Here is a 25,301-nt window from a genome sequence, read left to right as displayed (position 1 = left end):
TACGTAATAAAGAGAGGAGCAGACAAAGATGATCAAAAAAGCGATTCGGATGAAGCTACATCCTGGTTATGAAGCAGAATATGAAAAACGGCATCGCGAACTATGGCCAGAACTAAAAGAGCAGCTCATAGCACACGGGGCGAAAAGCTACCAGATTTTCTTAGATCCAGAAAGCCTTGCGTTGTTTGGCTACCTTGAGATTGAAGATGAAACCCGCTGGCAGCAGTTAGCGGCAACCGAGATCAACCAAAAATGGTGGCAGTACATGGCAGAACTTATGGAAACAAATCCGGATGATTCGCCAGTGACACAGGAGTTAAAGGAAGTCTTTACGCTGTAAGCTAGACAAAAATGTTTATTTCTTAAAACGAACACGGTCGTATCAATTGTTTGACATCAATTACTGGTTAGTCAAAGAGGTAGTTCGCTCACGAATGTGAGCGGACTACCTCTTTTGTTGAAATAGCAACACAGTCATTTCGGATAGAAGAAACGTTAAGAGAGAAGTGCTTTTTCTTGCTGCTTCAAAAATTTCTTTGGTGTCATACCGGTAATCTTTTTAAACGTTTGAACAAAATATTCGGGGGCATTACTAAAGCCCGTCATCGCTGCCACTTCGTAGACTTTGTAGTTTTTCTTCAGCAGTTCTTGTGCTTTTTGGATGCGGTATTCGGCTAATTTTTGATTGAAGCGAATCCCGGTTTCTTTGTAATAGGTTTTTCCTAAGTATTCAGGATTTAAGTACAAAAGATGGGCGGCGATCCATTTCAATGACAATGCTTCATGGTCATAATATTCTTCGATGATCAGGTTGACTTTTTGGGACAGCTGCATGTTCTCGCTATCGTCTAAGCTGCCCCGCATCAAATCGATACAGTGAAGCAGCATAAACTGGAGTTCGTGCCAATTATTCAAGAGCATGATCTTTGGGGAATAGTCATCAAAGTAGATGTCTTTTTTGATGCGATGGTTTTCAAAAATTGCCGATAACAAATCGTTGACCTGCAGCCGCAATAGTTGGACAGGGTAAAGCTCCATGCGACAGGTAGAAAAAAAGTTTTCCGTAAGAACTTGGGCTAAAGTCAGTTCGCCTTTGTCGATCAATGCCAAAAGTTTTTCACGGTATTCCATATAGAGACTATTTTCATAGACATTTTCTTGTGAGATTTGGGCTTCTTGGATGACTTCAAAGGTATCAAAATAAAACTCCTTATCCAAGTTCCGCTTGCCTAAATGATAACTGAGTAAAAATTTTTCGGGGGTTTCGACCCAGCAATTGATGGCGATCCCTTTTCCTAGATGCGCAGCCTGTACCTTCGTTTTAAAAAAGAGATTAAAGGTATTTTCCGTACTGAAGTTCAGGATATAGCCAACTTTGTTTTGATGACCGATCACCAACTCGTGATGGTTCTCATAGCTTTCGATCCGCTTGGCGATGGCGTGATAGAATTTCGAATCAAATAAGTACATACAAAATGGAAAAACGAACGATTCAGGCAGCGGTTCTTCTCCGCAGCTATTGATGTATTGTTCAATTTGTTGTTTTAAATAGAGGGTAGATTCCATTTGACGACGTTCAGAACGTTCGATCGTCTCAGCCAACGCTTCTGAAAGCTTGCTCGGAAAAACAGGTTTTTCAAGGAAAAATTTGACCCCTAAAGCCATCGCTTCTTTGGCAAAGGAGAAGCTGCCAAAGCCTGTCAAAATAATGATTTGAATCGCAGGATTGATGGCTTTTAATTTTTTGATCAAGGCAAGTCCATTGACTTTAGGCATATTGATGTCGGTAATCACGATGTCGATGGTGTTTTGCTGACAAAATGCCAAGGCTTCTTCACTGTCTGTGTAAATTCCTTTGACCACTAATGGGAAATCAAAAGAAGCAACGAGGTTAGCCACACCATTTGCTATCAAGGGTTCATCGTCAACAACGAGGATATTTTTCATGTTTCACTCACTCCTTTTAAGGGGATCACAAAGCGCACCGTCGTCTTTTTGAAGGGAATCGAGGAGACGATGGCTAAGGACGCTTGATCACCATAATGCAGTTGCAATCGTTTTTGAATATTGGTCAATCCGATGCCGCCTTCTTTTTCAATCGAGAAGTTGGCTTTAAAACCAGGGCCATTGTCAGAGACACTGACTTGGAGAAAGGTTGCTTGTTGTTCAATCGTAAGGACGAGGCGACACGTCTCCTTCATATCATTGACGGCGTATTTAAAGACATTTTCAATCAATGGTTGAATCAGTAACTTAGGAATTTTAAAGGACAAGTCATTCACCAAAATTACTTCGATATACTCGATCCGTTTCCCGAAGCGAACGTTTTGAATATTGATATAGGCGTGCACGATATCTAATTCATCTTGTAGCGTTGTGAAGTCAGACTTGGTATCGATTTTTTTTCGAAACAAATAGGCAAGGGAGGTGACCATCTCTGAGATCTGCCACTGCTGATTTTCAATGGCGATCCAGTTGATCGAGTCTAACGTATTGTATAGAAAATGTGGATCTAATTGCGCTTGCAATCCTTTAAATTCGATTTCTTGGGACAATATACGCATTTCATAATTGTCCTTGATCAAGGCATTTAATTCATCGATCATCGTATTATAGCTTTCATAAAGGACCATGATCTCTTCTTGACTATTTTCTGGGACAGCGAGGGTCTTTAAAGAGGCCAGTTTTTTCGTTTTCCGCAGAACGGCCATTTGCGAAGCCAAGTCAGCTAAAGGGCGGGTCAGCTGATTGCTTATTTTCCGAATCACAACAATAATCAAACATAAAAAAGGCAAACTCACAGCGATGGAAAGGCCTTGTAGTTTATAAAGATCAGCTAAGACTTGATTTTCAGGCAGTAAATAAATGAAGGTCATATTCGGCATCGTCTTCCGATCCATTGCGTAGTAGTACTGGCGATTATCAAACGTCATGGAGCCGATCGATCGCTGGAAGGTTTCCATTTTTTGCTGCAAGGTATTTTGATCCGCAGCGAGGGTTTGCTCGTCATTTGCGGTACTATAAAATTGGTTCTGATACGCCATGAAAAATTGGTTTTGTTCGGAGACAATGGGAAGACTTTCGATCTCGTTACGAAAGAAGGACGTATTCACTAGAAATATCACCGTACCAATATAGGTTAAAGAAAGATCGGCTGTTGAATAGATTTTTCGCAGGTAGACACCTTGAGAAAGGTCCTTTGCAAAAAACCAACTCCCTTTGGCAGGCTTATCGGGCAAAGTCTCGATCATATCTTTGATGGTTTGGCCATTAAAGATATGGTCGGTCTCGGCTAGAAAGTTGATCATGTTTTCGTTCGTTGGGGTAAAGAGATAGACGTTTTGAATCGTTGATTCATTGCGTACGAGGGCGTTGATTTCTGCACTTAAGGCATTCTTTTGGTCGATCGCCTCTAAGGATTGCAAGGAATCTTGTGCCAAGATCCTTTGTAGGCCATTTTGGATCGGTGCACTATCGATAATGCGAAAAGAGAGGGTTTCGACGGCAGTTAAACGCTTGGCGATATTTGTTGAAATGATCGAGACATCTTTATACGCGGCTTCTTTCAGCTGCGCCATGTAGACTTGTCGCCAAACTAAGGTCAGGAGAACAGCCAATGAGACGATAATTGCCACCGTCGCAAAAAAGACAAAATGTAACTGTCGCTCAAAAGGCTGCTTTTTAAAGTGATTGATCAGCTTCTGGGACTTCATGGACACTGCCTCGCTTTGCTTGCAATTGTTTGGTTTTTTCAATCATCTGACCATGAAAAAATTCAGCGAAGAACAAGAAAATCACCAGTCCAAAGACGAGTAACAAAGAGGTTTTGGCAGTCAATAAGAGAAACAATAAATACCAGGTAAACAACAAGGCAAGGCCTTGCAGTGGGTAGCGAAAGACTAGAAAGATACTGACGTACAAGGTCTGTTTCCAAGCGTGTTGTTCGGCTTTGGCATAGGTCATAAAGCTGATGAATGCAGTGTAAAGGAGGAGAATCGTTAAAAGTAAATAGACAGGACGCAGCCAAGCCATTTCAGTCGGGAAAAAATGAGTAATCCGTAAGTTAAACAACAACAGGAGTACTGTACTTAATAGTCCAATGCCAAAAAGGGAAAAGGTGCGAAAGGCTTGCTTGTAGGCTTGCCAGAAGGCAACAGCTGAATAGTCATGACCAGTTTTACGAAAATCATGTAAACATTTGATCGTGACAGCGGTGGCAGGACCGAAGCCAAAAATCCCCAACCCTAAAAGGGTAAAGAAAAGCCATAAAAGGTTTAATTTAGCAAAATAAGCTGTTACCGTAAAAAGACGAAACAGTCCGGTTTGTATTTTTTTCATTGTTTCCACCTACCTTGTTTTTTGAAAAGTAAGCCTTTTCAACGCTAGTATAGCATAGTATATTGGAAAAAATAGAGCATGTCTGTTTTTTTACATTTTTCATCTGTTTTTCTATTTTTTTCTAGCTATTGCCCGTGAAGGCTTAGCCTTCAGCAAAAACGACAGTCTAGTTTTTCACATATTTGCTCTTGTTTTTTCATTTTTATTAACGAGGATTTCCATTACAATCACCTTGTAAGCGCAAACAAAAAGGAGTGTAGAAGAATGAAGAAAACTTTTTTAAAAGCAGCGAGCTTGTTGTTTCTTGGTGCGACCTTAGCAGCTTGTGGCAATAACGGCAATAGTAGCGGAAGCTCAGAAGCTGATGCAGATGGGAAAACGACGATTTCCTTTACCTGGTGGGGCTCAGAAGTCAGACACGAGAAGTATATCGAATCGATCAAAGAATTTGAGAAACAAAATCCTGACATCAAAGTTGAATATGAATATGGTTCTTGGGATGACCATTGGAAAAAACTAGCGACAAAAGCGGCTTCTGGAGAATTACCTGATGTGATCCAGATGGATGTGCAGTACATTGCGCAATATGGAACGAAAAATCAATTAGCAGATATGTCGGAATTTATCGGCAATGAGATTCAAACCGATGATATCAAAGAATCGATTTTAGCAACAGGCGAGTTAGATGGAAACGTTTTCGGCATACCAACTTCTGTCAATACTATGGCGATGCTCTACAATCCATCATTGGTAGAACAAGGGGGCACTGGGATTGACTTTAGCAATTATACCTTCGATGACCTTGTAGAAAGTACGGCAGCGATCGCTGAAGCAACAGGTGATTACGGTTGGAACGATAACAATGACAACAGTACGATTTTGCAATACTTTTTACGTACTAAAGGCGAAGATCTATACCAATACGATGCAGACGGCAAACCAGAGATCGGTTTTACCAAAGAAAACTGGGTTGAATTTATGGGGGCTATCGCAGATCTTACGGAAGCCAAAGCAATGCCAACCGCAGAAGTGACTAGCAATGCCAACAGTATGGATCAATATCCGTTTTCACAAGGAAAAGCAGCTTATATGATGACTTGGTCCAATCAATACTTGACCTATAAAGCCTCCGCCGCAGAAGATGTCGAAATCAATTTGGCTCGTCCTTTTGACTCAGAAAACGGGGCGATGGCGTATCGACCAGGGTTCTTTTATTCGATCGCGAATGCTTCTGAATCAAAAGAAGCAGCTGCGAAGTTTGTTGACTTTTTAGTGAATAGTGAAGAAGCCAATAAGATCATCGGTACTGAGCGGGGAATTCCTTCCAATGATGCCATCAAAGAATTGCTTTATGCCGACATGACACCAGAAGAACAAGAGTCCTCTGATTTCTTAGATGATATTGCAGACATCGTCGGTGATCCATCCCCAATCCCACCAATTGGGTTTGCTGAAATCAACACGTACTTTAAAGAGCTGTACGCAGAGATCACTTATGGCACGATGACACCAGAAGAAACTTATGATGCCTTTACGCAACGCTGCGAAGAAATTTTTGCAGAAAACTATCAATAAGCATAGATGCGGCGCCTTTACTGACTTTTTCAGTAAAGGCGTTTTTTTAGGAGAAGCACTGGAGGAAAAAAATATAGGTCCTCTAGTTTTTCACATTTCTGTGCTTTTTTTTCTATTCATTCTTAAGAAGTACTTCGTTAAAATCAACTTGTAAGCGTAATCAACTATAGGAGGTAGGAAGTGAAAATTATGGAACTACAATCAAAATCACCCACGGCCAAAGAACCTGGGAAACTCAAAAGCTGGTTTAATCGATTACCAGAATCAAAACAGAATATGGTTACAGGCTACTTATTTATCTCACCCTTCATCATTGGCTTTTTTGCTTTTATAATCGTCCCGATGGGGATTTCTCTTTTTATGTCTTTTCATGACTATGATCTATTGACAGAGGCGCAATTTGTTGGCTGGAATAACTTTATAACGATTTTTACGAATGATCCCAAGTTTGTTCAGTCACTGACTGTTACGCTGAAATATGTTGTGTTGGCAGTCCCTTTACGGCTGATCGTCGCATTAGCAGTGGCGATGCTGATCAACCGCCCATCGAAATTAAGCGGCGCTTATCGGGTATTATTTTATATCCCTTCGATTTTAGGTGGGAGCGTGGCGGTATCGATCATGTGGCGGAATCTTTTTGGCGATTCAGGGTTGATCAATGGCGTGCTAGCGGCGATCGGCTTAGACCCGATCTACTTCTTTAAAAGTCCTGGCTTAGCGTTGATGACCTTGATTTTATTAGCAGCGTGGCAATTTGGCTCGTCGATGTTGATTTTCTTATCCGGTTTGAAAAATATTCCGAAAGATTATTACGAAGCGGCGGAAATTGATGGGGCAGGAAAAATCAGACAGTTTTTCAATATCACGGTCCCAGTCCTGACGCCAATCATCTTTTTCAATCTGATCTATCAAACGATCATGGCCTTTTTGACCTTTACACCTGCGTTTATCATTTCGAATGGGACGGGTTCACCCCGTAACGGCACGTTAGTCTATTCCTTGTACATGTATCAACGAGCCTTTACCGATTTCAAAATGGGCTATGCTTCAGCCTTAGCGTGGATTTTACTGGTCATCGTTGGGTTGATTACGATTCTGTTGTTCGCAACATCGAAATTTTGGGTGTTTAAAGAAAACGAGGAGGTTTGATTGATGCGTGAACAAAAACAAAATTATTTCTTTGATGCCGTGATCTTAGTTGCTGCATTACTGATGCTTTATCCGATTTTCTGGCTGCTGTTTAGTGCCTTTAAACCTAGTAGTGACATTTTTCGAACGGCAACGGAGTTGATCCCCCGCAGCTGGACGTTAGAAAACTTTACCAAGGGGTTTGAAGGGATCGCAGGGATTCCCTTCATTCGCTATATTTTCAACTCATTGCAAATCGCGTTGATTTCAATGGTAGGGGCGGTCTGTTCTTCGGCTGTCATTTCTTATGGATTTGGTCGGATTCCTTTCAAAGGAAAAGGCTTTTGGTTTGCTTGTATCTTGGTCACGATGATGCTACCGCAAGAGATCATCATGGTGCCTCAGTATCTTTGGTTTAATCAATTAGGCTGGCTTAACTCGATTCGTCCAGTGACCGTTCCTTCATACTTCGGACAAGCCTTCTTTATTTTCATGATGGTCCAATTCGTCTCTGCGATCCCGACAGATTTAGATGAAGCAGCAAAAATGGACGGCTGTGGACGGGTCGGTATTTTCTTCCGCGTGATTCTACCGTTGATGAAGCCTTCCTTGGCAAACGCTGCGATCTTCTCTTTCTATTGGAAATGGGAAGAACTGATCGGACCGATGCTGTACCTCACACGTCCGCAAAACTACACGGTATCGATTGCCTTGAAGCAGTTCCTGGATGCTAGCAGCACCTCCAATTGGGGAGCCATGTTCGCGATGTCTGTGGTCTCCTTGCTGCCTGTGTTGATCATTTTCTTTATTTTCCAAAAATACATTGTTGAAGGCATCAGCACGACTGGTCTTAAATAAGTATGGAAAAAGATATTCGCTGTTTTGGAATATCTTTTTTCTATTGAATGAATTCGTTGAAGAAAGGACAAACCGATGGAACCATTTCAAGTAATTGATTTTCATGTCGTACCAAGCACGATCGGCGCTCATCAAGCGACCCTTATTTGGGAGAAGCCGCTGCACGCTCAAGCTATTTTTGGTTATCAATTGTTTTTAGACAACGATTTGATCCAAACCAGACCAACAAACAAGACGCATTGGACGTTGACAAACTTATCTGCCGATCAAACGTATCAAGTAACGATCATCTGCCTCGATCTTCAGGGATGTCTGCTTACAAATACCGCAGTCACGACGACCTTTCGTACAAAGAAAAAAAGTGTTGTGTTAGATGTTACGCAAGCACCATACCATGCTGATAGCGAAGGCAAAGAAGATAGTACCGCCATTCTCCAGCAAGCGATCAACGATTGTCCTAGCAACGGCACAGTCTGGATCCCAACAGGGGCGGTGATCCTTTCCGGTGCGTTGGAGCTAAAAAGCAATATGATTTTTCAGGTAGATGGCACATTGCAAGCAAGCCTCGACATAGAAACGTATCGGGTTGCCCCTCACGATTATTTAGGAAGCGTGAATCAAGAGGGGTTGCCATTAAGCCGTTATGAAGGCTGGGAATTGTTTTGTTTTCGTTCATTGATCAACATTGGGTATATCGATCGGGGCGATCGAGGGCGTATCGTTTGTGAAAATGTCCGTCTTTGTGGCAAAGGAACGATCATTGGTGGCGGGAATCCATTAGGACTAGCGATGCGAAACCCTTATGCAGACCGTGAACAGTATCCAGAATATGTTTCTGATGGAAAACCTGGAAGACGAGTAAGGGGACGTTTGATCTGTATGATGCAGGCCAAAAACATCCATTTGACAGAGCTGACGTTGAGTGATCCACCATGCTGGACTGTTCATATGATTTACTGTGACACCGTTGTGACCCATGGGGTGACTATTCAGTCCAAAGGCATCGACAATGGCGATGGTTGGGACCCAGATTCTTCGCAAAATTTGCTGATTTTTGACACCGTTTTTGATACGGGCGATGATTGTATCGCAATCAAATCTGGCAAAAATCCAGAAGGAAATCAGATCAATAGACCAGCGAAAAATATTCGGCTGTTTGATTTGGCTATTCGAGGGGGACATGGCATCGCGATTGGTAGTGAGCAATCTGGTGGTGTTGAAAATATCGCTTTTCGAGATTGTCAACTGACCAATACGCTTTATGGACTAGAATTGAAAGCGCAGAATGATCGTGGTGGCTATATTCGTCAAGTGACGATCACCGATTGCCTGTTGGATCGTTTCATGGCTCATCCTGTTGCTTACAATGCCGATGGTCAGGCAGCACAACAGTTACCGATCATTTCGGATATTTTGGTCAAGAATACCCGTATCGTAGGGCAGAACCCTTTGGTCGAGCTAAAAGGGTTTGTCGATGAACAAACACAGCAGGTTTCACCGATCCAACGCGTTACTTTTGAGTCAGTTGCCTTTGAATCAGCTAAAGGGCAAAAGAAAATGATTTTTGAACAGTGTCAGGAGGTCAGCTTTAAAGAGGCAGCGATCATTGATCGAGCGGCCATAAGTGACGCAATAAGTTGCCAAGAAACAGTCGAACTATCCATGGTGGGGCAAAAGAAACGCACGTAGAACAAGCTTTTGGAAATGATCTGCGTTGGTTTTCCCAATGAGAAACAGTTAGTTAAGCACCTTATTTCCTTCCTTGACAGGTTGCGCCTTTTTGCTTTTGTAGACAAAAAGGCGCATTTTTCTAACAAGAAAGGACGTTACAAAAAAAGACGATCCTCAGAAATCAAAAAGGACTTTCTTTTGCCACTAAGGGGACTATAGTAAAGAATGTAGGAAAAAAGGACGCCAGAAAGCACATGGGAAAAGACAACGAGATGTGCCAAGAGGAACGCTTTACTTGATGGACAGCGCCAGTAAGAAGCACTTAGTTCTATCCAAATAAATGATAGATGAAAAAAGGTTGGCGATGCGCAAATTTTTAAAAGTCATGGATATCGATAAACCTATTTGTAGCGTAAAACAAAAGCGTAGGAGGTAAGCAAGAATGGAAGACATCACGCAATTATTGCAACGAGAAATTGACCAAGCATCAACTGTGCAGGGAACAGTGATTACACCACCCGGCGCCTATCAAATCGGCGCGTTGTTTTTAAAAAGCAATGTGCACTTGATTGTCTCAGAGGATACGATTCTGTATGGTAGTCAAGAACTGGCCGATTATCCCGAAGTAGATAATCGGGTCGCAGGGATCAATATGAAGTGGCCTGCAGCGATGATCAATGTTTTTCACGCAGAAAATGTCATGATCTCGGGAAAAGGGAAACTTGATGGTCGTGGAGAAACATGGTGGCAAACGTTTTGGGGAACAGATGAAGCCAGCGGGATGATGGCGGATTATGCAAAGAAAGGCTTACGCTGGGCAGCAGATTATGATTGCAAGCGTCCACGAAATATCCTTGTTTATGAAAGTCAGCAAGTAACCATCAAAGATATTTCGTCGGTACAGTCGGGTTTTTGGAATACACAAATCACGTATTCTCACCACATATTGATCGACGGCATCACGATAGACAATGGAAAAGGGCCTAGTACTGATGGCATCGATATTGATTCCTGTGAAGAAGTCACCATTCAAAATGCCTACATTTCCTGCAACGATGACAATATCTCGATCAAGGCGGGACGTGGGGCAGAAGCCTTAGCCCAGCAAAGAAGCTGTCGGAAAATCACGATCAAAGACTGTCAGTTAGGGTACGGTTCAGGAATTGCCATTGGCAGTGAAACTTCAGGTGGGATCGAAGAGATCAAAATCCAAAAAGTCGTCTTTGAGCAAACTGGCGCAGGGTTTCGGATCAAATCCGCTAACAATCGAGGTGGATTTATACGCAAGGTCACTGCTTCGGATTTAACGATGAAGGATGTTGGCTTTCCTTTTCTCTTACAAACAAATTGGTACCCAGATTATAGTTATCCAGAACTGCCAGCTGATTATGCGGAAGAGATTCCCGACTATTGGCACAAATTGATGGCACAACCTGCTATTCCAGTAGGTCCAGCAAAGGTCTGCGACATTAATATTGAAAACGTGCAAGCTACCAAAATAGGACAACAAAGCGTGCGTGCTTTCTTCATCGAGGCCAGCCCAGCAGAACCGATCCGCAATCTAACAATGAAAAATCTTTCCATCCATGCCGACGAGTTCGGCAAGATTGCAGGGGTCGAAAACTTAAAGATGGTGGAAACGATCGTCACTGCGTTAGCGCCAACCTTGGATCAAAATGATGTGTATGAGCGGTAGTACTCTTTCTGTCGGATATGAATGAGTGGTGATCCGCTTAGTACTACAAAACTGATGAATTATCAAAAAAGACCAATGAGTTGGTCTTTTTTTCATGATAAGATGTTTCCAAATCTCTCACGAATAAGAACATCAGTACTTAGGCTACTTTTTCTACAACGAGAATTTAAGAATGATAGGAATCAGAAAAACTGCGATAATTAAATTAATTGAGCGAACTAAGAACACGAAGAACTATTTATTCTTTTTTCCTATAATTTACGATACCTGCAAATGTAGAGCAAAACTCCCTACCCAGCCATATATCAACGATTAACAAAAAATGTCAATTGCTGGAAATCCTGCTTTTCGTTATGCTTTTGGTATTGAAAGCGGTTTATTTAATCGAGCTCAACAACAAAATCTAAGGAGGAAAAGTAGTGAAAAAATTAAGTACGATTCTTGGTTTGGGGTTACTATCAGTCGCCTTTTTGTCGGCATGTGGGAAGGAGGAAGCAGGTTCCACAACAGATTATGATACGATTTCGATTTTATCGCCGTACATTGAAACTGAACCACCTGCAAGTGACAACGAGATTTTGAAACAATTAGAAGCTTACACTGGCAAAAACATTGATATTACCTGGGCACCCAATACATCCTATGAGGATAAAATGAATATTACGTTAGCTTCAGATGATATTCCAGAAGTGATGGTCATTCAAGGAAAATCAGGAGGATTTATCAAGTCAGCAGAAAATGGGGCTTTTTGGGATTTGACCGACTATTTAGCTGATTATCCTAATCTCTCTCAGTCTAACGAGGATGTTTTGCGTAATTCTTCTGTGAATGGCAAAGTGTACGGAATTTATCGGAAACGTGATGCGATGCGGACGGCGGTGATCATCCGAAAAGATTGGTTAGAAAACTTAAACTTAGAGGTACCAGAAACGATCGATGATCTTTATGAGATTGCCAAAGCATTTACTGAGAACGATCCCGATGGGAATGGTGAAAATGATACGTTTGGTTTGATTATTCCCCAATGGCCTGGCTCGATCAATTCAAATAGTCCTTACGATGTGTTAGCTACTTGGTTTGGGGCAGGAAATGCTTGGAAAGAAATAGACGGCACTTTAGAGCCATCCTTTATGCAACCAGAATACCTAGAATCAATGCAATTTGTTAAAGATATGGTGGAACAAGGCTATGTCAATCGTGATTTTGCAACCATGGCAGCAGATAAATGGGATGAGCCGTTTATCAATGGACGTGGTGGGATCATTATTGATACGTATTCACGAGCAGCACAAATCAGTAATAAATTATTGCAAGCTGGAGAAGAAGACCTCGTCGTCTTTACAGGGAATTTAAAAGATAATAGCGGTACGATGAATGCGTTACCGACAGATGGCTATTCTGGTTTCTTGGCGATTCCTAAGTCGAGTGTCCAGACAGAGGAACATCTAAAAGAGGTGTTGACGTTCCTTGATAAATTAAATGATAAAGAAGCACAGGTATTGCTGAACAACGGAATCGAAGGAATCAATTTTGAAGTAGTGGATGGAATGTCCGTCGCACTAGAAGGATCAGAAGCTGAAGCGTTAGCCAATGCGGTCAAAGGGTACTCACAAATTGGGATGAATGTAACGGAAGATACCCTGTACTATATTGCTAAGCCTGATACAGAAGCGGCTACTGAAAGCTATGAAAAACGATTGTCATTGATGGAAGCTGATTTAGAGCACGCTGTCTTTAACCCAGCAGCCTCCTATAATACAGATACGTATGTAACAAAAGGGGCACAGCTTGATCAGATCATTAGTGATGCGCGGGTTCAATTTATCGCAGGACAAATCGATGAAGCGGGTTGGGAAGCTGCGATCGAACTTTGGAAGAATCAAGGAGGCACGCAGCTGATGGAAGAAACGAATGCCCTTCATCAAGCACAATAACGACAGTCGAAGAAGGTTGAGTGGATCTTGCTCTCAACCTTTTTCTTTTTCAATAATTTTTTTCAGCTAATAAAATGGAGTAATAGTCAAGTGAGACGAGACAGGTAGTGAGAAATCAGAAAAGAAAAAATGGAAACAAGCAAATGAAAACCCTAATCTAACGCTTGATATCAAAGAATTCAAAAAAAGTCAATTGTTAGAAATGTAGGTCAAGTTTACTATGAAAAGAGAAAAGCAGCTCATATACGCATAAAAGGAGAAGAAATGTTAGCGAAATTGATCTATGAAAATCCGCTGAATCAAGCAGCAGATATTCAACACTTTATTGCTGAAGGAGAGCCCAAGATTACTTTCCAAGACGGGATGATTCTGGCGAATACGTATTCTGAAGAATCAAACAAACAACCACATTTTGTTTTATGGCTGCCTCAACAATTTCCAGCGGACCTACGAATCACCTGGCAGTTTCAACCACTGGCTGAACCAGGCTTATGTATGCTCTTTTTTGCAGCAGCCAATCGCAAGGGTGGCTCGATCTTCGATTCTGGAGTACCCAAACGAACCGGGGCATATCCCGAGTATCATTCTGGAGGAATCGATGCTTACCACCTTTCTTATTTTCGAAGAAAGTATGAGGAGGAACGGGCGTTTGAAACGTGTAATTTGCGCAAAAGCCATGGGTTTCATCTGGTCGCCCAAGGCGCAGATCCACTTCCGAGTGTAGCAGATGCCCGAGGGTTTTATCACCTAAGAATCGATAAGGTAGGTGCAACGATCTCCTTTTGGATCAACGACTTATTGGTGTTAAGGTACCTTGATGAGGAACAGTTTGGTCCCATATTAACCAAAGGAGCGATCGGATTTCGGCAAATGGCGCCAATGAAGGCCTGCTATAAAGACTTAAAGGTATATTCCTTAGAGGAGGAACGGTGATGAATTGGCAGAAAGTATATCAAGCAGCAGATTTTGTCTTTTATTGTTTGCTGATAAATGTAACCGTTATTATAGGTGCGCTAGTAGGTGGGATCATCTTTGGACTGGCGCCTAGCGTACAAGCAGGATTCCACGTAGCAAAGAAAACCCTTAAACAGGAATCGCCGCCTTTTTTTCAAACGTTCTTTGGGTATTACCGCAGGAACTTTTGGCGATCGAATCGCTTGGGCTTACCGATCATTCTCTTTTATTTGTGCCCCATGGTAGTGATCCAGCAAGGATTTTTAGCGGCATTGACTCAAACAGGCTTGATCTTATTGATCGTTAGCCAATGCGTCGCGATCGCTGTGATCAATACATTGCTTAGCATGTACGAATATTATGTGCTCCCAACGAAGAAGTACCTAGGCGCTTCGCTACGCTTTCTTTTTTTTCAACCTATTGGCACCTTTTTAGGCGTCCTTTGGTTTGGGATTTGTAGTACGATCAGTTTTTTTCTCCCCGGTCTCCTGCCATTTTTAAGTATTGGGATGTGGATCATTGGCACAATGGGGATTTACTTGAAATTATTTGATGAAAATGAACGAAAGCTAAAGCAACAAAAAGATGCAGGTCAACCTGCAGAGAGGGAAGAGGAGGAAATCGAACATGGCATTGAAATGGCTCAAAAATAAACCTAAGGGAAAACGTGGGCTGAGTTTTGGGTATCCATGGGAAAAAGGAGCTTTACAACCTGAGGCTCTAAGTGAGGAAATTTTTTTGCTGGGTGAGGAGCCGCTACAAACGAAAGTACTGGCTTACTGGCCAGATGGCAGTGTGAAATGGACAGGACACAGTGGTCTGGTGGCAGAAACGACGCAGTTACTTTTTCAAAGAAAACAGCGTGTCCAGAAGAAACAGGCGATTGCTAGGAAAGCTTACAACGGTATTTATTTTGACAACGGTACGATCAAAGGCTTCTTCCCGAAACATGGGGAAGGGAAAAATGTATTGGACTGGGTAGCGGTCAATGGGCAGAAAAAATTGCAAGATCTTCACGCAATCCTGCAATACCAAAACAAAAAGGTGCAGTCCAAAGTAACGGACTTGATGTTGGAAGAAAATGGTTCCGAGAAAGCCGTTATCAAAGTATCAGGCATCATTGAGATCGATCAAGAAGTGGTGCAAGAGTTTATTTTACGGTTCCGCATCTTTCGCGAAATCAGCAAATTGGAAATCATTCATACGGTCATTATCATCAAACCACTTGCTTATGAAGGCATGGGGATAGCATTTGATTATGCGTTGACAGGTGAAAATTGGAATCGACAAGTCAAATTTATTGCAGATGCTGTGTATCATGAAGCGGCGCAATTGTTACTTTCACGGCGACACTATCAGCAAAACATTCCCTATCAAGAACAAGCCAGTGGACAGCTCGTTTCATTGACCCCAGCGGACGAGCCGATGCTGTCTCATGCGGTGGAAAATGCTATTTGGGACAATTTTCGGGTCAATCAAATCAATCATCGGTCATTTGAATTAGAAAAACAGACCGAAGCTGGGTACTGTTGGTTGCCCATTGGGGATGGCGAGCATTATTCAGGTACCTTTTACGCTGGGGGAGAAACCGGCGGCGTTGCTTGCAGCATGGAGAAATTTTGGGAAAAAGCACCATCGGCGATCGAGGTGACAGGCATCACCCAAAAAGAAACCCAAATCACGATGTGGCAGTGGTCACCGAATGCCAAGCCAATGGATTTTCAGCACTATTCCAAACGGGATCATATGCTTAGCGGATACGAAGGAATGGAAGAGATTCGTTCGACGGCAGTTGGTGTAGCAAATACGACGCGTTGTTGGTTGGATCTATATGAAGAAGCCCCGTCAGAAGAAGTGTTGCTGGGCTTAGCTCAAGAAAACCAAGAACCTGCCCAGATCGTTTCATTGCCTGAGCGTTATCAAGAGACAAAGGTTTTTGGCAGGATCAGTTTACCAGACGAATCAACGAAAACGAAACAGTTGCTGGAGCAACAATTGGCTGAGATGCGTCAATTCTATTTAGCAGAAGTCCAACAAAGAAGTTGGTATGGCTATTGGAACTATGGTGATGTCATGCATACCTATGATCAGTTTCGACACCAATGGCGCTACGATCTTGGTGGGTACGCTTGGCAAAACACTGAATTGGTCCCTAACATGTGGCTTTGGCTAGATTTCTTACGGACTGGTGATCCAAGCGTCTACTATCTGGCTGAAAGCATGACGAGACATACTTCAGAAGTCGATCAGTATCATGCTGGGGAATACAAAGGATTAGGGTCACGGCATAATGTCGTTCATTGGGGTTGCCAAGCCAAAGAAGTTCGAATTTCAATGGCGGGTCTCCATCGCTACTACTACTATTTGACAGCGGATGAACGCATTGGAGAGATTATGGAACAAGTCAAAGACAATGAAACCTATGCTTTTGATGCGTTACCACCGATGCGCGAGTTTTATGAACGAGAAACGAAGCGGATACCGATTCGCATCGGACCAGATTGGGCTGCGCTAGTCTCGAACTGGTTTACCCAGTGGGAACGGACGAATGATCCTGTGTACCTTGAAAGAATTCGCACCGGCATCACCTGCATCAAAGCCATGCCCCAGCGCCTATTGTCTGGTCCCACAGTGTTATTTGATCCACAAGACAAAACCTTATCTTATATGGGAACAGGGAATTTTGGCGGCTATCACATGGTCATCTCCTTTGGGGCGCCGCAAGTTTGGTTAGAACTTGCTCAAGTGCTGGAAGACCCAGAGTGGACAGAGATGTTAGGGGAGTTTGGCTGGTTTTATAGCTTGAGTCCTGAAATAAAAGCAGAAGAGTCAAACGAGGTACTGACGGAACCTCATTTTGCCTGGCCAATGTTTGCGTCGACGATGATGGCCTTTGCTGGGCGAGTGCGTAACGATCGAGCAATCAGTCAAAGGGCTTGGCAGTTATTGCTTGATAATGACAAATCGGGTGTTCCATTGCCGATCGAAGCGACCATTGAAGCAGCGACAACGTGGAAAAAAATAAAAGAAATGCCGTGGGTATCGACCAATGTGTTGTCACAGTGGGGGCTAAATACGATTTGTTGTTTAGCACTGATTGGAGCGGAATTAGAGGAGGAGAATGAATGGAAACAACAATAAAAAAAGTGCCGAAAACGAAAGAGCAATGGGGGAGTTTTCTCAACCATTTTAAACAAAATAAATGGCTCTATATTTTGACGATTCCCGGGATCATCTATTTTGCAGTATTTCGTTATGCGCCGATGTATGGGTTGATCATTGCTTTCAAAGATTATGTGCCCTTTTTAGGAATCGCAGATAGCCCATGGGTAGGAACACAAAATTTTATGGATTTCTTCAATAATCCTGATTTCTTTCGAATCTTGTGGAACACGTTGATGATTGCCTTTTTAAACATTTTCTTTTCGTTTCCAGCACCAATCTTTTTGGCACTGTTACTGAATGAATTACGCAACAAGCTGTTTCAGCGGACCATTCAAACCTTCGTCTATGTACCGCATTTTCTTTCATGGACGATCGTCGTTAGTCTTTGGCATATTTTATTCAACATCGATCATGGAGCGATCACTCAATTTATCGCTTCGTTGACAGGCGTGGAAATCGATTTTCTCTCAGACCCGCAATGGTTCCGCCCCATGATCGTGATGCAATCGATTTGGAAAGAGATCGGTTGGGGGACCATTATTTATTTAGCTGCCTTATCAGGTGTGGATCAGGAACAATACGAAGCCGCGATCATGGATGGTGCAGGACGTTTTCGTCGTGTGTGGCATATCACTTTGCCTGCGATTCGTTCGACGATCATCATTATGCTGATCATGCGGATCGGGTCGATTTTGTCTACTGGGTTTGATCAGATTTTCTTGATGACCAATCAGTTGAACCGAACAGTAGCAGATGTTTTTGATACGTATGTGTATATGATGGGGATCACCAATGGCGCTTACAGTTACTCAACAGCCGTCGGATTATTTAAATCGATCGTTGGGATCATCCTCGTACTTTGTACCAATAAATTAGCGAAACGTTTTGGCGAAAGCGGCTTATACTAAGGAGGAAAAAGATGGATACTTTACACAATACGAAGGCAGGGAAAATATTTGACATTTTTAATGCACTATTTTTGGCATTGATTGGGTTATTCATGGTGATTCCTTTTATTTATGTGATTGCAGGTTCATTTGCTACGGAGTTAGAATTGACCACACGTTCGTTTTTCTTATGGCCAAATGAGATCAGTCTCGACTCCTATCGCTTTATTTTTTCAACCAACACCTTTATCCGTAGTTTGCTTGTAACGGTCGGCGTTACCATCGTTGGCACGCTGGTGCAGCTTTTCTGTACCTTCACCTTTGCCTATCCTTTATCACGCAAGCACCTAAAAGGACGGAACACCTTGTTGAATCTCGTGATTTTTGCAATGCTCTTTTCAGGTGGGATGATCCCAACGTTTATCGTGGTGAAAAATTTAGGACTGATCAATTCTTATTGGGCATTGATTTTGCCAATCGCGATCAATCCCTTCAACTTAATGATCATCAAAAACTTTTTCCAAGAAATGCCGATCGAGTTGGAAGAATCCGCCAAGATGGACGGCTGTACGGAACTAGGGATCTTATGGAAAATCATTTTGCCTTTATCAAAACCAGTGATCGCGACCTTCACCCTTTTTTACGCCGTTGGTATCTGGAACGACTTCATGAGTGGATTGCTCTATATCAACGATTCAGCAAAATGGCCGATTCAGTTATTGTTAAGACAGATCACGATGGCCTCCAGTGGTGCCAATGCGTTAGCAAGTATGGACCCAAACTATGTGCCGCCTGAACAAGGAATCAAATTTGCAGTCATCATTGTGGCGACTTTACCAATTTTGATCTTCTATCCGTTTTTGCAAAAACATTTTGCCAAAGGAATGCTGATTGGATCCGTCAAAGGATGATACACTTCAATAGTTGTGGATAGGTTGTCATGCGTTTTTTCGCATGACAATTTGTTACATAAAATCTATTACAAGGGTGTTTGGGAATGAAGTACTTTAAAACAGGCGGTTTTCATCGAAAACTGCAGCTAGCCAGTCTATGGATCGTCGTGCCGCTATTAGCCGTTGCAATCTTTTTGCATGCCTATTTGATCGGACCATTACAACGATCGTATCAAGAACTAAACAATCGCCAAGTCGAAGGAATCGTTAGTAACATCAACCAACAGTTCTCGCAGCTGGAAGTGACTTTAAGCGTTTGGGGGCAATCGTTTCAAAGGCGCTACCAAGAAGATTTATTGGAAACGACGAATTATCAGACGTTGATCCAGCTGTCGGAAGAATTGTTTTACTTAACCAATAGCTCCAATTATGTCAATCGAATCGGTATTTATTCGCTCGGAGAGGCGCCCTTTGGGATTGAAAGTGGCGGCACGTATGAATTAACGCTCGAGCAAACCAAAACAGCATTTGAACGCTATCGGATCGATAATGGTAGGCAGTATCAGTGGAAGATCATTGAAGAAGAGGATGAATTGATTTTTGTACAAAACATTGATAGCCAAGGCGAAGATCAGCCTAAAATTTTTTTAGTTGCAACGATCGACGAGCAATCATTGTTAAAGTATTTTTATGATACTCAAATTGAAAATGGACTCGCAGCGATTTCCTTTAATCATGAGAGTTTTCGTTTTATTGGCGATCAGAACTTAGCGAATGTTATCCAACCGCTGAGTGAGGAGCATCAAGGAACCTGGGTCGAATCGATCAATGGCAATGATTATAGCATGATCGCCGTAAACAGTACGCGACTCAACCAAATATGGACGTTTTATACCGTCGTTCCCTTAGCATTGATTACCGAGCCAGTCACTCATTTGGCTAGAGTGCTGATCGTCGTAAGCATTCTTTTTATTGCTTGTGTGGCAGTCATGAGTCTCTTTTTGGCAAAAAAACAATACCAACCTTTTGAAAAAACGATGGATCAGCTCTTTGGTAATACCCAATGGAAAAAAGAAAACGATCTGGAGTTTTTGGTGGACCGTTGGCAACAATTAAGTCGGGAAAAAGGATTGTTGCAAAATCAGGCGGAACGCTTTCAAGATTCGCTGAAGCGACAAGTGATCCAACATTTGATGGAAGGGTATTATGGCTATTTATCGGAGGAAGAATCGCAACAATTACTGCAGCAAAAAAACTGGTGCTTAAGTGACCAAGGGTATCGCCTGTTTTATTTCCAACTCAATGATCTATTAAGCAATCAAGCAAATTCACAAGATGAAACCCACATTTTGTTTGCCTTAGAAAACATTATAGCGGATGTCACAGCCATGTTTTTCCCTGAATCAACCATTGTTTCTTCAAATGAAGGACGGATTTTGGTTTTTGTGGTCAATCAAGAGCAGCTACTGACAGATTACTTCACGATGATCACCAAGCAAATCAATTTGATCGTCTGCCGTTATGTCACCATCGTTAGTTCGCAACAAGAAACAGAGATTCGCAAGTTGCCTGAAGTTGCCCAACGTCTCAAAAAGCAAATCCATCTGCAACGGTTGATTCCCGAAAATCAAGTGCTTCAAGGAGAGAAAATGCGCCCGCTGCCGAAGTATTCTCTTTCGCAAGAAAATTTGATTTTAACAGCGCTGAAAAGTGGCTATCATGAAGAATTGCAACGAAGTGTCCAGCGGTTTTTAGAACAGGTCGTGGCAGAAAACAATCAACAGGCTGCGGTGATCTATGTGGTCAATCGACTGTACGATCAAGTCGATTACCTTTTAAATGAAAATGGGGTCTCACGAACGGATTATGTATCGAAAACGGTTGTGTTAGAGCGAATCGAACGACTTTTGGACATCAATCAGATCCAAGCCTTTTTGTACCATCATTTCTTAAAACCCGTCTCCATCCTCTGGCAAGAAAATGTCGCTAATTCTTATAGTGAAATGATCCAAAAAGTAGCGGAGTACATCCAATCTGATTTTCGCAATGAACAAATTTCGTTAGAATACGTTGCGGATCGTTTCGAAGTAGACCCAATCTTTTTGAGTAAGGAGTTCAAGCGTGCCAAGCAGGTCAACTTTATTGATTATTTAACCAATGTTCGCATCGTAGAAGCAAAACGGCAGTTGCTCGAAACTGATCACCAAATCAATGAAATTGCAGAAAACCTTGGGTATAATCCCAGTTACTTCAATCGTTTATTTAAAAAGTGCACGGGAATGACCCCAGGACAATATCGAAAAGGTCAGAGCTGATCACTGTTGGTTGCTGCGGAAAAGCTCGTATTTTCGCAGCTTTTGCTCTGATTTTTCCATGTTTTCGTCAGCAAATGTTTTGTATAATAGAAAAGAAAGCGATTTCTAATGCAGCTTATGTTCAGCAAGAAAACCAGTGGACTTGTCGAAGTTGTTGGAAATCTGATAGTAAATAGATGGAGGAAGAAAAGAAATGAAAATCGTTCTAGGCGGAGATTCAACCGTGGCGGATTATCCCCTTGATCAACAGCCAATGATGGGCTGGGGACAAGCTTTACCAAGCTATCTGTCCCCAGAAGTAGACGTACACAATTTTGCGAAAAACGGCAGTACGACTCGTTCGTTTATCGAAGAAGGGTTGTTTAAGCAACTCCTGCAAGAAGTCGAACCGAATACAGTCGTCCTACTGCAATTTGGACATAATGACCAAAAAGAGAAAAATCATGTCACGATGGAGGCGTACATTGCTCATTTGACAGACATGATCCGTCAAATCAAAGAAAAAGCAGGAATTCCTATCCTGTGTACACCTGTTGAACGACGTGTAGGGGAAGAGGGACGACTGGCGCATACGTTGTCAGCATTTTTACCTGTCTTAAGAGAACTTAGTCGAACGGAAGAAGTGGATTTGTTTGATTTAAATCGCTATACCTATCATTATTATGACACATTAGGACTAGAAGCTTCCAAAGCGCTCTTTGTTTGGTTAGCACCGGATGAGCACCCCAATTATCCTGCAGGTCTCGCAGATGATACCCACTTTTCAAAGGTCGGGGCGCATATGATCGCTCGCTATGTAGCGATTCGTTTACAGGCGTTTTTCCATGAGCAACCACTGTTTCCTGATATTTATTACGGCGCCTGCATGTATCCAGAAGTCTGGTCGGAAGAAATCATGCAAAGTGATAGTCAAACGATGAAAACGTTGGGCATGAATTTTGCTAGAATTGGGGAATTCATGTGGCGTGACTTGGAGCCTCAACCTGGAGAATATGATTTTGCGTTGTTGGAACGTGCGATAGAACAGTACCAAGCAAATGGCATCGATGTTTGCTTATGTATTCCAACGCCAACTCCGCCCCGCTGGTTTACAAAACAGTACCCAGAAGCTTTAATCACTAATCAAGATGGGACGAAGATGCATCATGGCTCAAGACAGCATGTCTGTACCAACAACGAGGACTTTCGCCGCTATGCCTATCGTTTGACGAGAAAAATCGCTGAGATTGCCGAAAAACATGAAAATGTCGTTATGTTGCAATTGGACAATGAGTTTAAATGTCATGTCGATCTATGTTACTGTACGACGTGCCAAACGCGTTGGCATACGTATTTAAAAGACAACTATCAATCCGTGACCAACCTCAACGAGTGTTGGGGCACGAAGGTGTGGAGTGAGTGGTATGACGCATTTGAGGATGTCGTCTTGCCACTAACGACCCCGTTTTTGCATAATTCTTCCCTGATGAATGCCTTTCGCCGCTTTACCACCGATACGTTGAATGAGTTTGCGCATGATCTTTGTCATTTTATCCGAATGGAGACCGCGTTACCCATTACCCATAACTCCGCTTTTGGGTTTAACTTGCAAAATGATGAGCTATTTGCTGATTTAGATATTGCCGGTTTTGATACGTATGCACCGGCAGACAACTATCCAGCGTATACCATGAACTTGGATCGTTGGCGGAATGTCAAACCGCGCAACAAGGAAATGTTATTGTTAGAAACTTGTACCGCCAATGCCGGTCATATTGAAAACTATGCGGCACCTCGTCCTCATGGGTTTGTCACAAGTGAAGCGTTCATTGGCTATGCTGGTCATTTGAAATCCTTCTGTTTTTGGCATTTTCGTGGACATCGCTATGGTGTGGAGCAACCCCATAGTGCCGTGTTAACTGCTTGGGGAGAGCCAGATCGTGGGTATGAAGAGGTAGTTCGGATTGGCGAACTAAGACAACAGATCGCACCACTTTTAGCGGAAACGAAGTATGTATCGGCAAAAATAGCCATTATCTACTCGGATTACTCGAAACGCTTTTACACGATCGATCATGGGGGTGTTTATGATTATCGCAGCCTGTTTACCGAATTTTACGGCAGTCTGATTCGCCAAGGGATTCGTGTAGAAATCATTCAAGAAAATAGTCCGTTAGAAGAGTATGATGTTGTTCTTGCCCCATTTGTTCGTTGGATCAGTCCGACCTTGCTGAGAAAATTTGCCGCCTTTACTGAAGCAGGAGGCAAGCTGATTTTAGGCCCGATGACGGGGGATCGGACCAAAGAGCTGGCGTGGCCAGCGACAAATGGCTTAGATCGTTTAGGAGAATGGCTCGGGTTTGACCAAATCCAGCAATTTACGGTGAAAGGACTGACTTATCAGCTAACCTATGACGGCCTAAAAGAACCTTTGGATCATTTGGTCACAGTTTTTCATTGCCCAGAAGATTGGGAAACGATCGGACGAGGGAATGACCAAACGCTACTAGCTAAGAAACAACTGGCTCAAGGAGAGATCATCTATTTAGGTGCGCTACCTAGCAATTTAACAGACAGTTTGATATGGCAGTCGTTTTGTCACAAAGAACTTTTCCCTTATGAATCAGAGCGCCTGTTGATCAAATGTTCGGAAGGTGTGATGAAGTATCGCCGAGAGTCAGCGACCCATGTCCAACTCTGGATCAGTAACTTAGGGATGACGACAGCTGACTTTACCTTACATCTCCCCGGTTTCGAACGCTTATCAGGTGAAGCGCTGGCGCGGGGTAACCATAGGCTAGAACCTTATGAAAATTTGATTATTGAATGGGAAAAAACAGTAGAAAGTGAGGAGTCAGATGATTCATTTAGCCATCCGAGGGCATGACCTCTCAGGAGAATATACACCCAAGCAGCTAGCACAAGCGGTAGGAGCAAAGAAAATAAGAAACGTTCAGTTTGCCTTGAATGCGTCTTTTCCAGACCTAAGTGCTCCTGAAAAAATGAGTCCAGGTATGGGGACCTTCTTCAAGAATGAATTCCAAGAACAAGGCGTTCAAATCGCTTTGTTAAGTTGTTATAGTAACTTGATTCATCCCGAACCAGAGGAACGAGAGAAAATCTTACAGAAATTTGAGCGCTACTTATTCCATGCCCGTTATTTTGGTGCCAGCATGGTGGCTTCAGAAACAGGCTCAGTCATTGCCGCGCTGGGATATAGCGAAGAGAATTTTTCGGATGAGGTTTTTGAAGACTTGATCCATGTGATCCAGCGACTCGTTCGAGTGGGAGAAAAACATAAAACCATGGTAGGGATCGAAGCAGGACTGAATCATCCGTTGTATTCGAATCAGCGCATCGCCGAGCTGATTGAACGTGTTCCTTCTGATTATCTAGGGATCATTTACGATCCAACGAATTTGATCACCGCAAAAACGGCTGCTGATCAAGTTGCATTGGTAGAAGAAGCGTTTACTCTTTTTGGCGAGAAAATCGTCTGCTTGCACCTAAAGGATTTTCAACTCTCGAGAGAAGAAGTGATCCCTGTCCCGTTAGGTGAAGGACAAATACGGTATCCAGAAATTTTACAGCTTCTGATCAAACACAAGCCATACTGTTACGTGGTGTTAGAAGAAACAAAAGACGCTGGGATCGATCGTGCGGTGGCGTTGATTGAAGGCTTAGATTTAAAAAATTAGCTGGGTGCTTGTGTAAATGATTGTTTAAGAGAACACGGGAGTGATTTTCTTGTTTTCTTCAAAGACGCTGACATTAATGCAAACTTTTATCTAGCATAGAAAAGTTGTTTATGGTGAGATTTCATCTAAACAGCTTTTTTATTTTCATAAAAATAGAAAATGTAAGGTAAGGTTTGTTATTATAGAATAAAAAGAAAGCGTTTTGGAATG

General features: G+C 42.5%; 18 protein-coding genes. 15 read left to right on the top strand and 3 right to left on the bottom strand.

Annotated features, from left to right (window positions below; all coding sequences use genetic code 11):
- Positions 1-28: 28 nt before the first annotated feature.
- The gene (gene rhaM / locus IGI92_RS12645) at positions 29-340 is read left to right on the top strand and encodes an L-rhamnose mutarotase (protein ID WP_061053170.1); all 312 of its coding nucleotides are present in this window, start codon (positions 29-31) and stop codon (positions 338-340) included.
- Positions 341-495: 155 nt separating this feature from the next.
- Here the strand turns inward: rhaM and IGI92_RS12640 are convergent, their stop codons facing one another.
- From IGI92_RS12640 to IGI92_RS12630, 3 genes are read right to left on the bottom strand one after another with little or no spacing between them, the layout of a single operon-like run.
- On the bottom strand, positions 496-1,947 hold the full coding sequence (locus IGI92_RS12640; RefSeq protein WP_005234181.1) for a response regulator: 1,452 nt from the start codon (positions 1,945-1,947) through the stop codon (positions 496-498).
- On the bottom strand, positions 1,944-3,713 hold the full coding sequence (locus tag IGI92_RS12635) for a sensor histidine kinase (protein WP_008380747.1): 1,770 nt from the start codon (positions 3,711-3,713) through the stop codon (positions 1,944-1,946). The genes IGI92_RS12640 and IGI92_RS12635 overlap by 4 nt, the downstream gene beginning before the upstream one ends.
- A complete protein-coding gene (locus IGI92_RS12630) occupies positions 3,682-4,338 on the bottom strand; it encodes a DUF624 domain-containing protein (RefSeq protein WP_010749870.1) in 657 nt (218 codons plus the stop codon). The genes IGI92_RS12635 and IGI92_RS12630 overlap by 32 nt, the downstream gene beginning before the upstream one ends.
- Positions 4,339-4,602: 264 nt before the next feature.
- Between IGI92_RS12630 and IGI92_RS12625 the strand changes: the two genes are divergently transcribed.
- The 14 genes from IGI92_RS12625 to IGI92_RS12560 all read left to right on the top strand — a co-directional run bounded on the left by IGI92_RS12625 (position 4,603) and on the right by IGI92_RS12560 (position 25,091).
- Complete coding sequence (locus tag IGI92_RS12625; RefSeq protein WP_016612696.1) at positions 4,603-5,913, top strand: ABC transporter substrate-binding protein; 1,311 nt, start codon at positions 4,603-4,605, stop codon at positions 5,911-5,913.
- Between the two features lie 189 nt (positions 5,914-6,102).
- Positions 6,103-7,062: a carbohydrate ABC transporter permease gene (locus IGI92_RS12620; protein WP_016621592.1), complete on the top strand. Its 960-nt coding sequence runs from the start codon at positions 6,103-6,105 to the stop codon at positions 7,060-7,062.
- Positions 7,063-7,065: 3 nt separating this feature from the next.
- Positions 7,066-7,899, top strand: a complete 834-nt coding sequence (locus IGI92_RS12615) for a carbohydrate ABC transporter permease (protein WP_005234188.1) — start codon at positions 7,066-7,068, stop codon at positions 7,897-7,899.
- A 75-nt stretch (positions 7,900-7,974) separates the two neighbouring features.
- Positions 7,975-9,588: a glycosyl hydrolase family 28 protein gene (locus IGI92_RS12610; protein ID WP_016621591.1), complete on the top strand. Its 1,614-nt coding sequence runs from the start codon at positions 7,975-7,977 to the stop codon at positions 9,586-9,588.
- Positions 9,589-10,012: 424 nt separating this feature from the next.
- On the top strand, positions 10,013-11,266 hold the full coding sequence (locus IGI92_RS12605; RefSeq protein WP_016612693.1) for a glycoside hydrolase family 28 protein: 1,254 nt from the start codon (positions 10,013-10,015) through the stop codon (positions 11,264-11,266).
- A 419-nt stretch (positions 11,267-11,685) separates the two neighbouring features.
- Positions 11,686-13,200, top strand: a complete 1,515-nt coding sequence (locus tag IGI92_RS12600) for an extracellular solute-binding protein (RefSeq protein ID WP_005234195.1) — start codon at positions 11,686-11,688, stop codon at positions 13,198-13,200.
- Positions 13,201-13,464: 264 nt separating this feature from the next.
- Entirely contained in the window at positions 13,465-14,133 is a 669-nt protein-coding gene (locus IGI92_RS12595; RefSeq protein WP_301388793.1) for a DUF1961 family protein, read from the top strand.
- Entirely contained in the window at positions 14,133-14,807 is a 675-nt protein-coding gene (locus IGI92_RS12590; RefSeq protein WP_301388791.1) for a YesL family protein, read from the top strand. Before IGI92_RS12595 ends, IGI92_RS12590 begins: the two co-directional genes overlap by 1 nt.
- Entirely contained in the window at positions 14,782-17,295 is a 2,514-nt protein-coding gene (locus IGI92_RS12585) for a hypothetical protein (protein WP_301388789.1), read from the top strand. Before IGI92_RS12590 ends, IGI92_RS12585 begins: the two co-directional genes overlap by 26 nt.
- Positions 17,280-18,227 (top strand): ABC transporter permease, encoded by a 948-nt coding sequence (locus IGI92_RS12580; RefSeq protein ID WP_005234199.1) that lies wholly within the window; start codon positions 17,280-17,282, stop codon positions 18,225-18,227. The genes IGI92_RS12585 and IGI92_RS12580 overlap by 16 nt, the downstream gene beginning before the upstream one ends.
- Positions 18,228-18,238: 11 nt before the next feature.
- Complete coding sequence (locus IGI92_RS12575; protein ID WP_005234200.1) at positions 18,239-19,117, top strand: carbohydrate ABC transporter permease; 879 nt, start codon at positions 18,239-18,241, stop codon at positions 19,115-19,117.
- A gap of 86 nt (positions 19,118-19,203) precedes the next feature.
- Complete coding sequence (locus IGI92_RS12570) at positions 19,204-21,414, top strand: helix-turn-helix transcriptional regulator (protein WP_008380767.1); 2,211 nt, start codon at positions 19,204-19,206, stop codon at positions 21,412-21,414.
- Between the two features lie 193 nt (positions 21,415-21,607).
- Complete coding sequence (locus tag IGI92_RS12565; RefSeq protein ID WP_430607196.1) at positions 21,608-24,280, top strand: beta-galactosidase; 2,673 nt, start codon at positions 21,608-21,610, stop codon at positions 24,278-24,280.
- On the top strand, positions 24,252-25,091 hold the full coding sequence (locus tag IGI92_RS12560; protein ID WP_194188644.1) for a sugar phosphate isomerase/epimerase family protein: 840 nt from the start codon (positions 24,252-24,254) through the stop codon (positions 25,089-25,091). The genes IGI92_RS12565 and IGI92_RS12560 overlap by 29 nt, the downstream gene beginning before the upstream one ends.
- The last annotated feature ends 210 nt before the right edge of the window (positions 25,092-25,301 follow it).

This window comes from Enterococcus sp. DIV2379 (assembly GCF_050542965.1).
Taxonomy (GTDB): Bacteria; Bacillota; Bacilli; order Lactobacillales; family Enterococcaceae; genus Enterococcus_D; species Enterococcus_D entomosocium.
The sequence above is the reverse complement of the archived record's forward strand: the minus strand, read 5'-3'. Positions and strand labels throughout refer to the sequence as shown.

Excerpts from the sequence above, each read along its gene's own strand:
- IGI92_RS12560 (WP_194188644.1), top strand. The coding sequence starts at position 24,252 with ATGATTCATTTAGCCATCCGAGGGCATGACCTCTCAGGAGAATATACA.
- IGI92_RS12610 (WP_016621591.1), top strand. The coding sequence starts at position 7,975 with ATGGAACCATTTCAAGTAATTGATTTTCATGTCGTACCAAGCACGATC.
- IGI92_RS12630 (WP_010749870.1), bottom strand. The coding sequence starts at position 4,338 with ATGAAAAAAATACAAACCGGACTGTTTCGTCTTTTTACGGTAACAGCT.
- IGI92_RS12595 (WP_301388793.1), top strand. The coding sequence starts at position 13,465 with ATGTTAGCGAAATTGATCTATGAAAATCCGCTGAATCAAGCAGCAGAT.
- IGI92_RS12615 (WP_005234188.1), top strand. The coding sequence starts at position 7,066 with ATGCGTGAACAAAAACAAAATTATTTCTTTGATGCCGTGATCTTAGTT.
- IGI92_RS12605 (WP_016612693.1), top strand. The coding sequence starts at position 10,013 with ATGGAAGACATCACGCAATTATTGCAACGAGAAATTGACCAAGCATCA.
- IGI92_RS12625 (WP_016612696.1), top strand. The coding sequence starts at position 4,603 with ATGAAGAAAACTTTTTTAAAAGCAGCGAGCTTGTTGTTTCTTGGTGCG.
- IGI92_RS12575 (WP_005234200.1), top strand. The coding sequence starts at position 18,239 with ATGGATACTTTACACAATACGAAGGCAGGGAAAATATTTGACATTTTT.
- IGI92_RS12640 (WP_005234181.1), bottom strand. The coding sequence starts at position 1,947 with ATGAAAAATATCCTCGTTGTTGACGATGAACCCTTGATAGCAAATGGT.
- IGI92_RS12570 (WP_008380767.1), top strand. The coding sequence starts at position 19,204 with ATGAAGTACTTTAAAACAGGCGGTTTTCATCGAAAACTGCAGCTAGCC.
- IGI92_RS12565 (WP_430607196.1), top strand. The coding sequence starts at position 21,608 with ATGAAAATCGTTCTAGGCGGAGATTCAACCGTGGCGGATTATCCCCTT.
- IGI92_RS12620 (WP_016621592.1), top strand. The coding sequence starts at position 6,103 with ATGGAACTACAATCAAAATCACCCACGGCCAAAGAACCTGGGAAACTC.
- IGI92_RS12585 (WP_301388789.1), top strand. The coding sequence starts at position 14,782 with ATGGCATTGAAATGGCTCAAAAATAAACCTAAGGGAAAACGTGGGCTG.
- IGI92_RS12590 (WP_301388791.1), top strand. The coding sequence starts at position 14,133 with ATGAATTGGCAGAAAGTATATCAAGCAGCAGATTTTGTCTTTTATTGT.
- rhaM (WP_061053170.1), top strand. The coding sequence starts at position 29 with ATGATCAAAAAAGCGATTCGGATGAAGCTACATCCTGGTTATGAAGCA.
- IGI92_RS12635 (WP_008380747.1), bottom strand. The coding sequence starts at position 3,713 with ATGAAGTCCCAGAAGCTGATCAATCACTTTAAAAAGCAGCCTTTTGAG.
- IGI92_RS12580 (WP_005234199.1), top strand. The coding sequence starts at position 17,280 with ATGGAAACAACAATAAAAAAAGTGCCGAAAACGAAAGAGCAATGGGGG.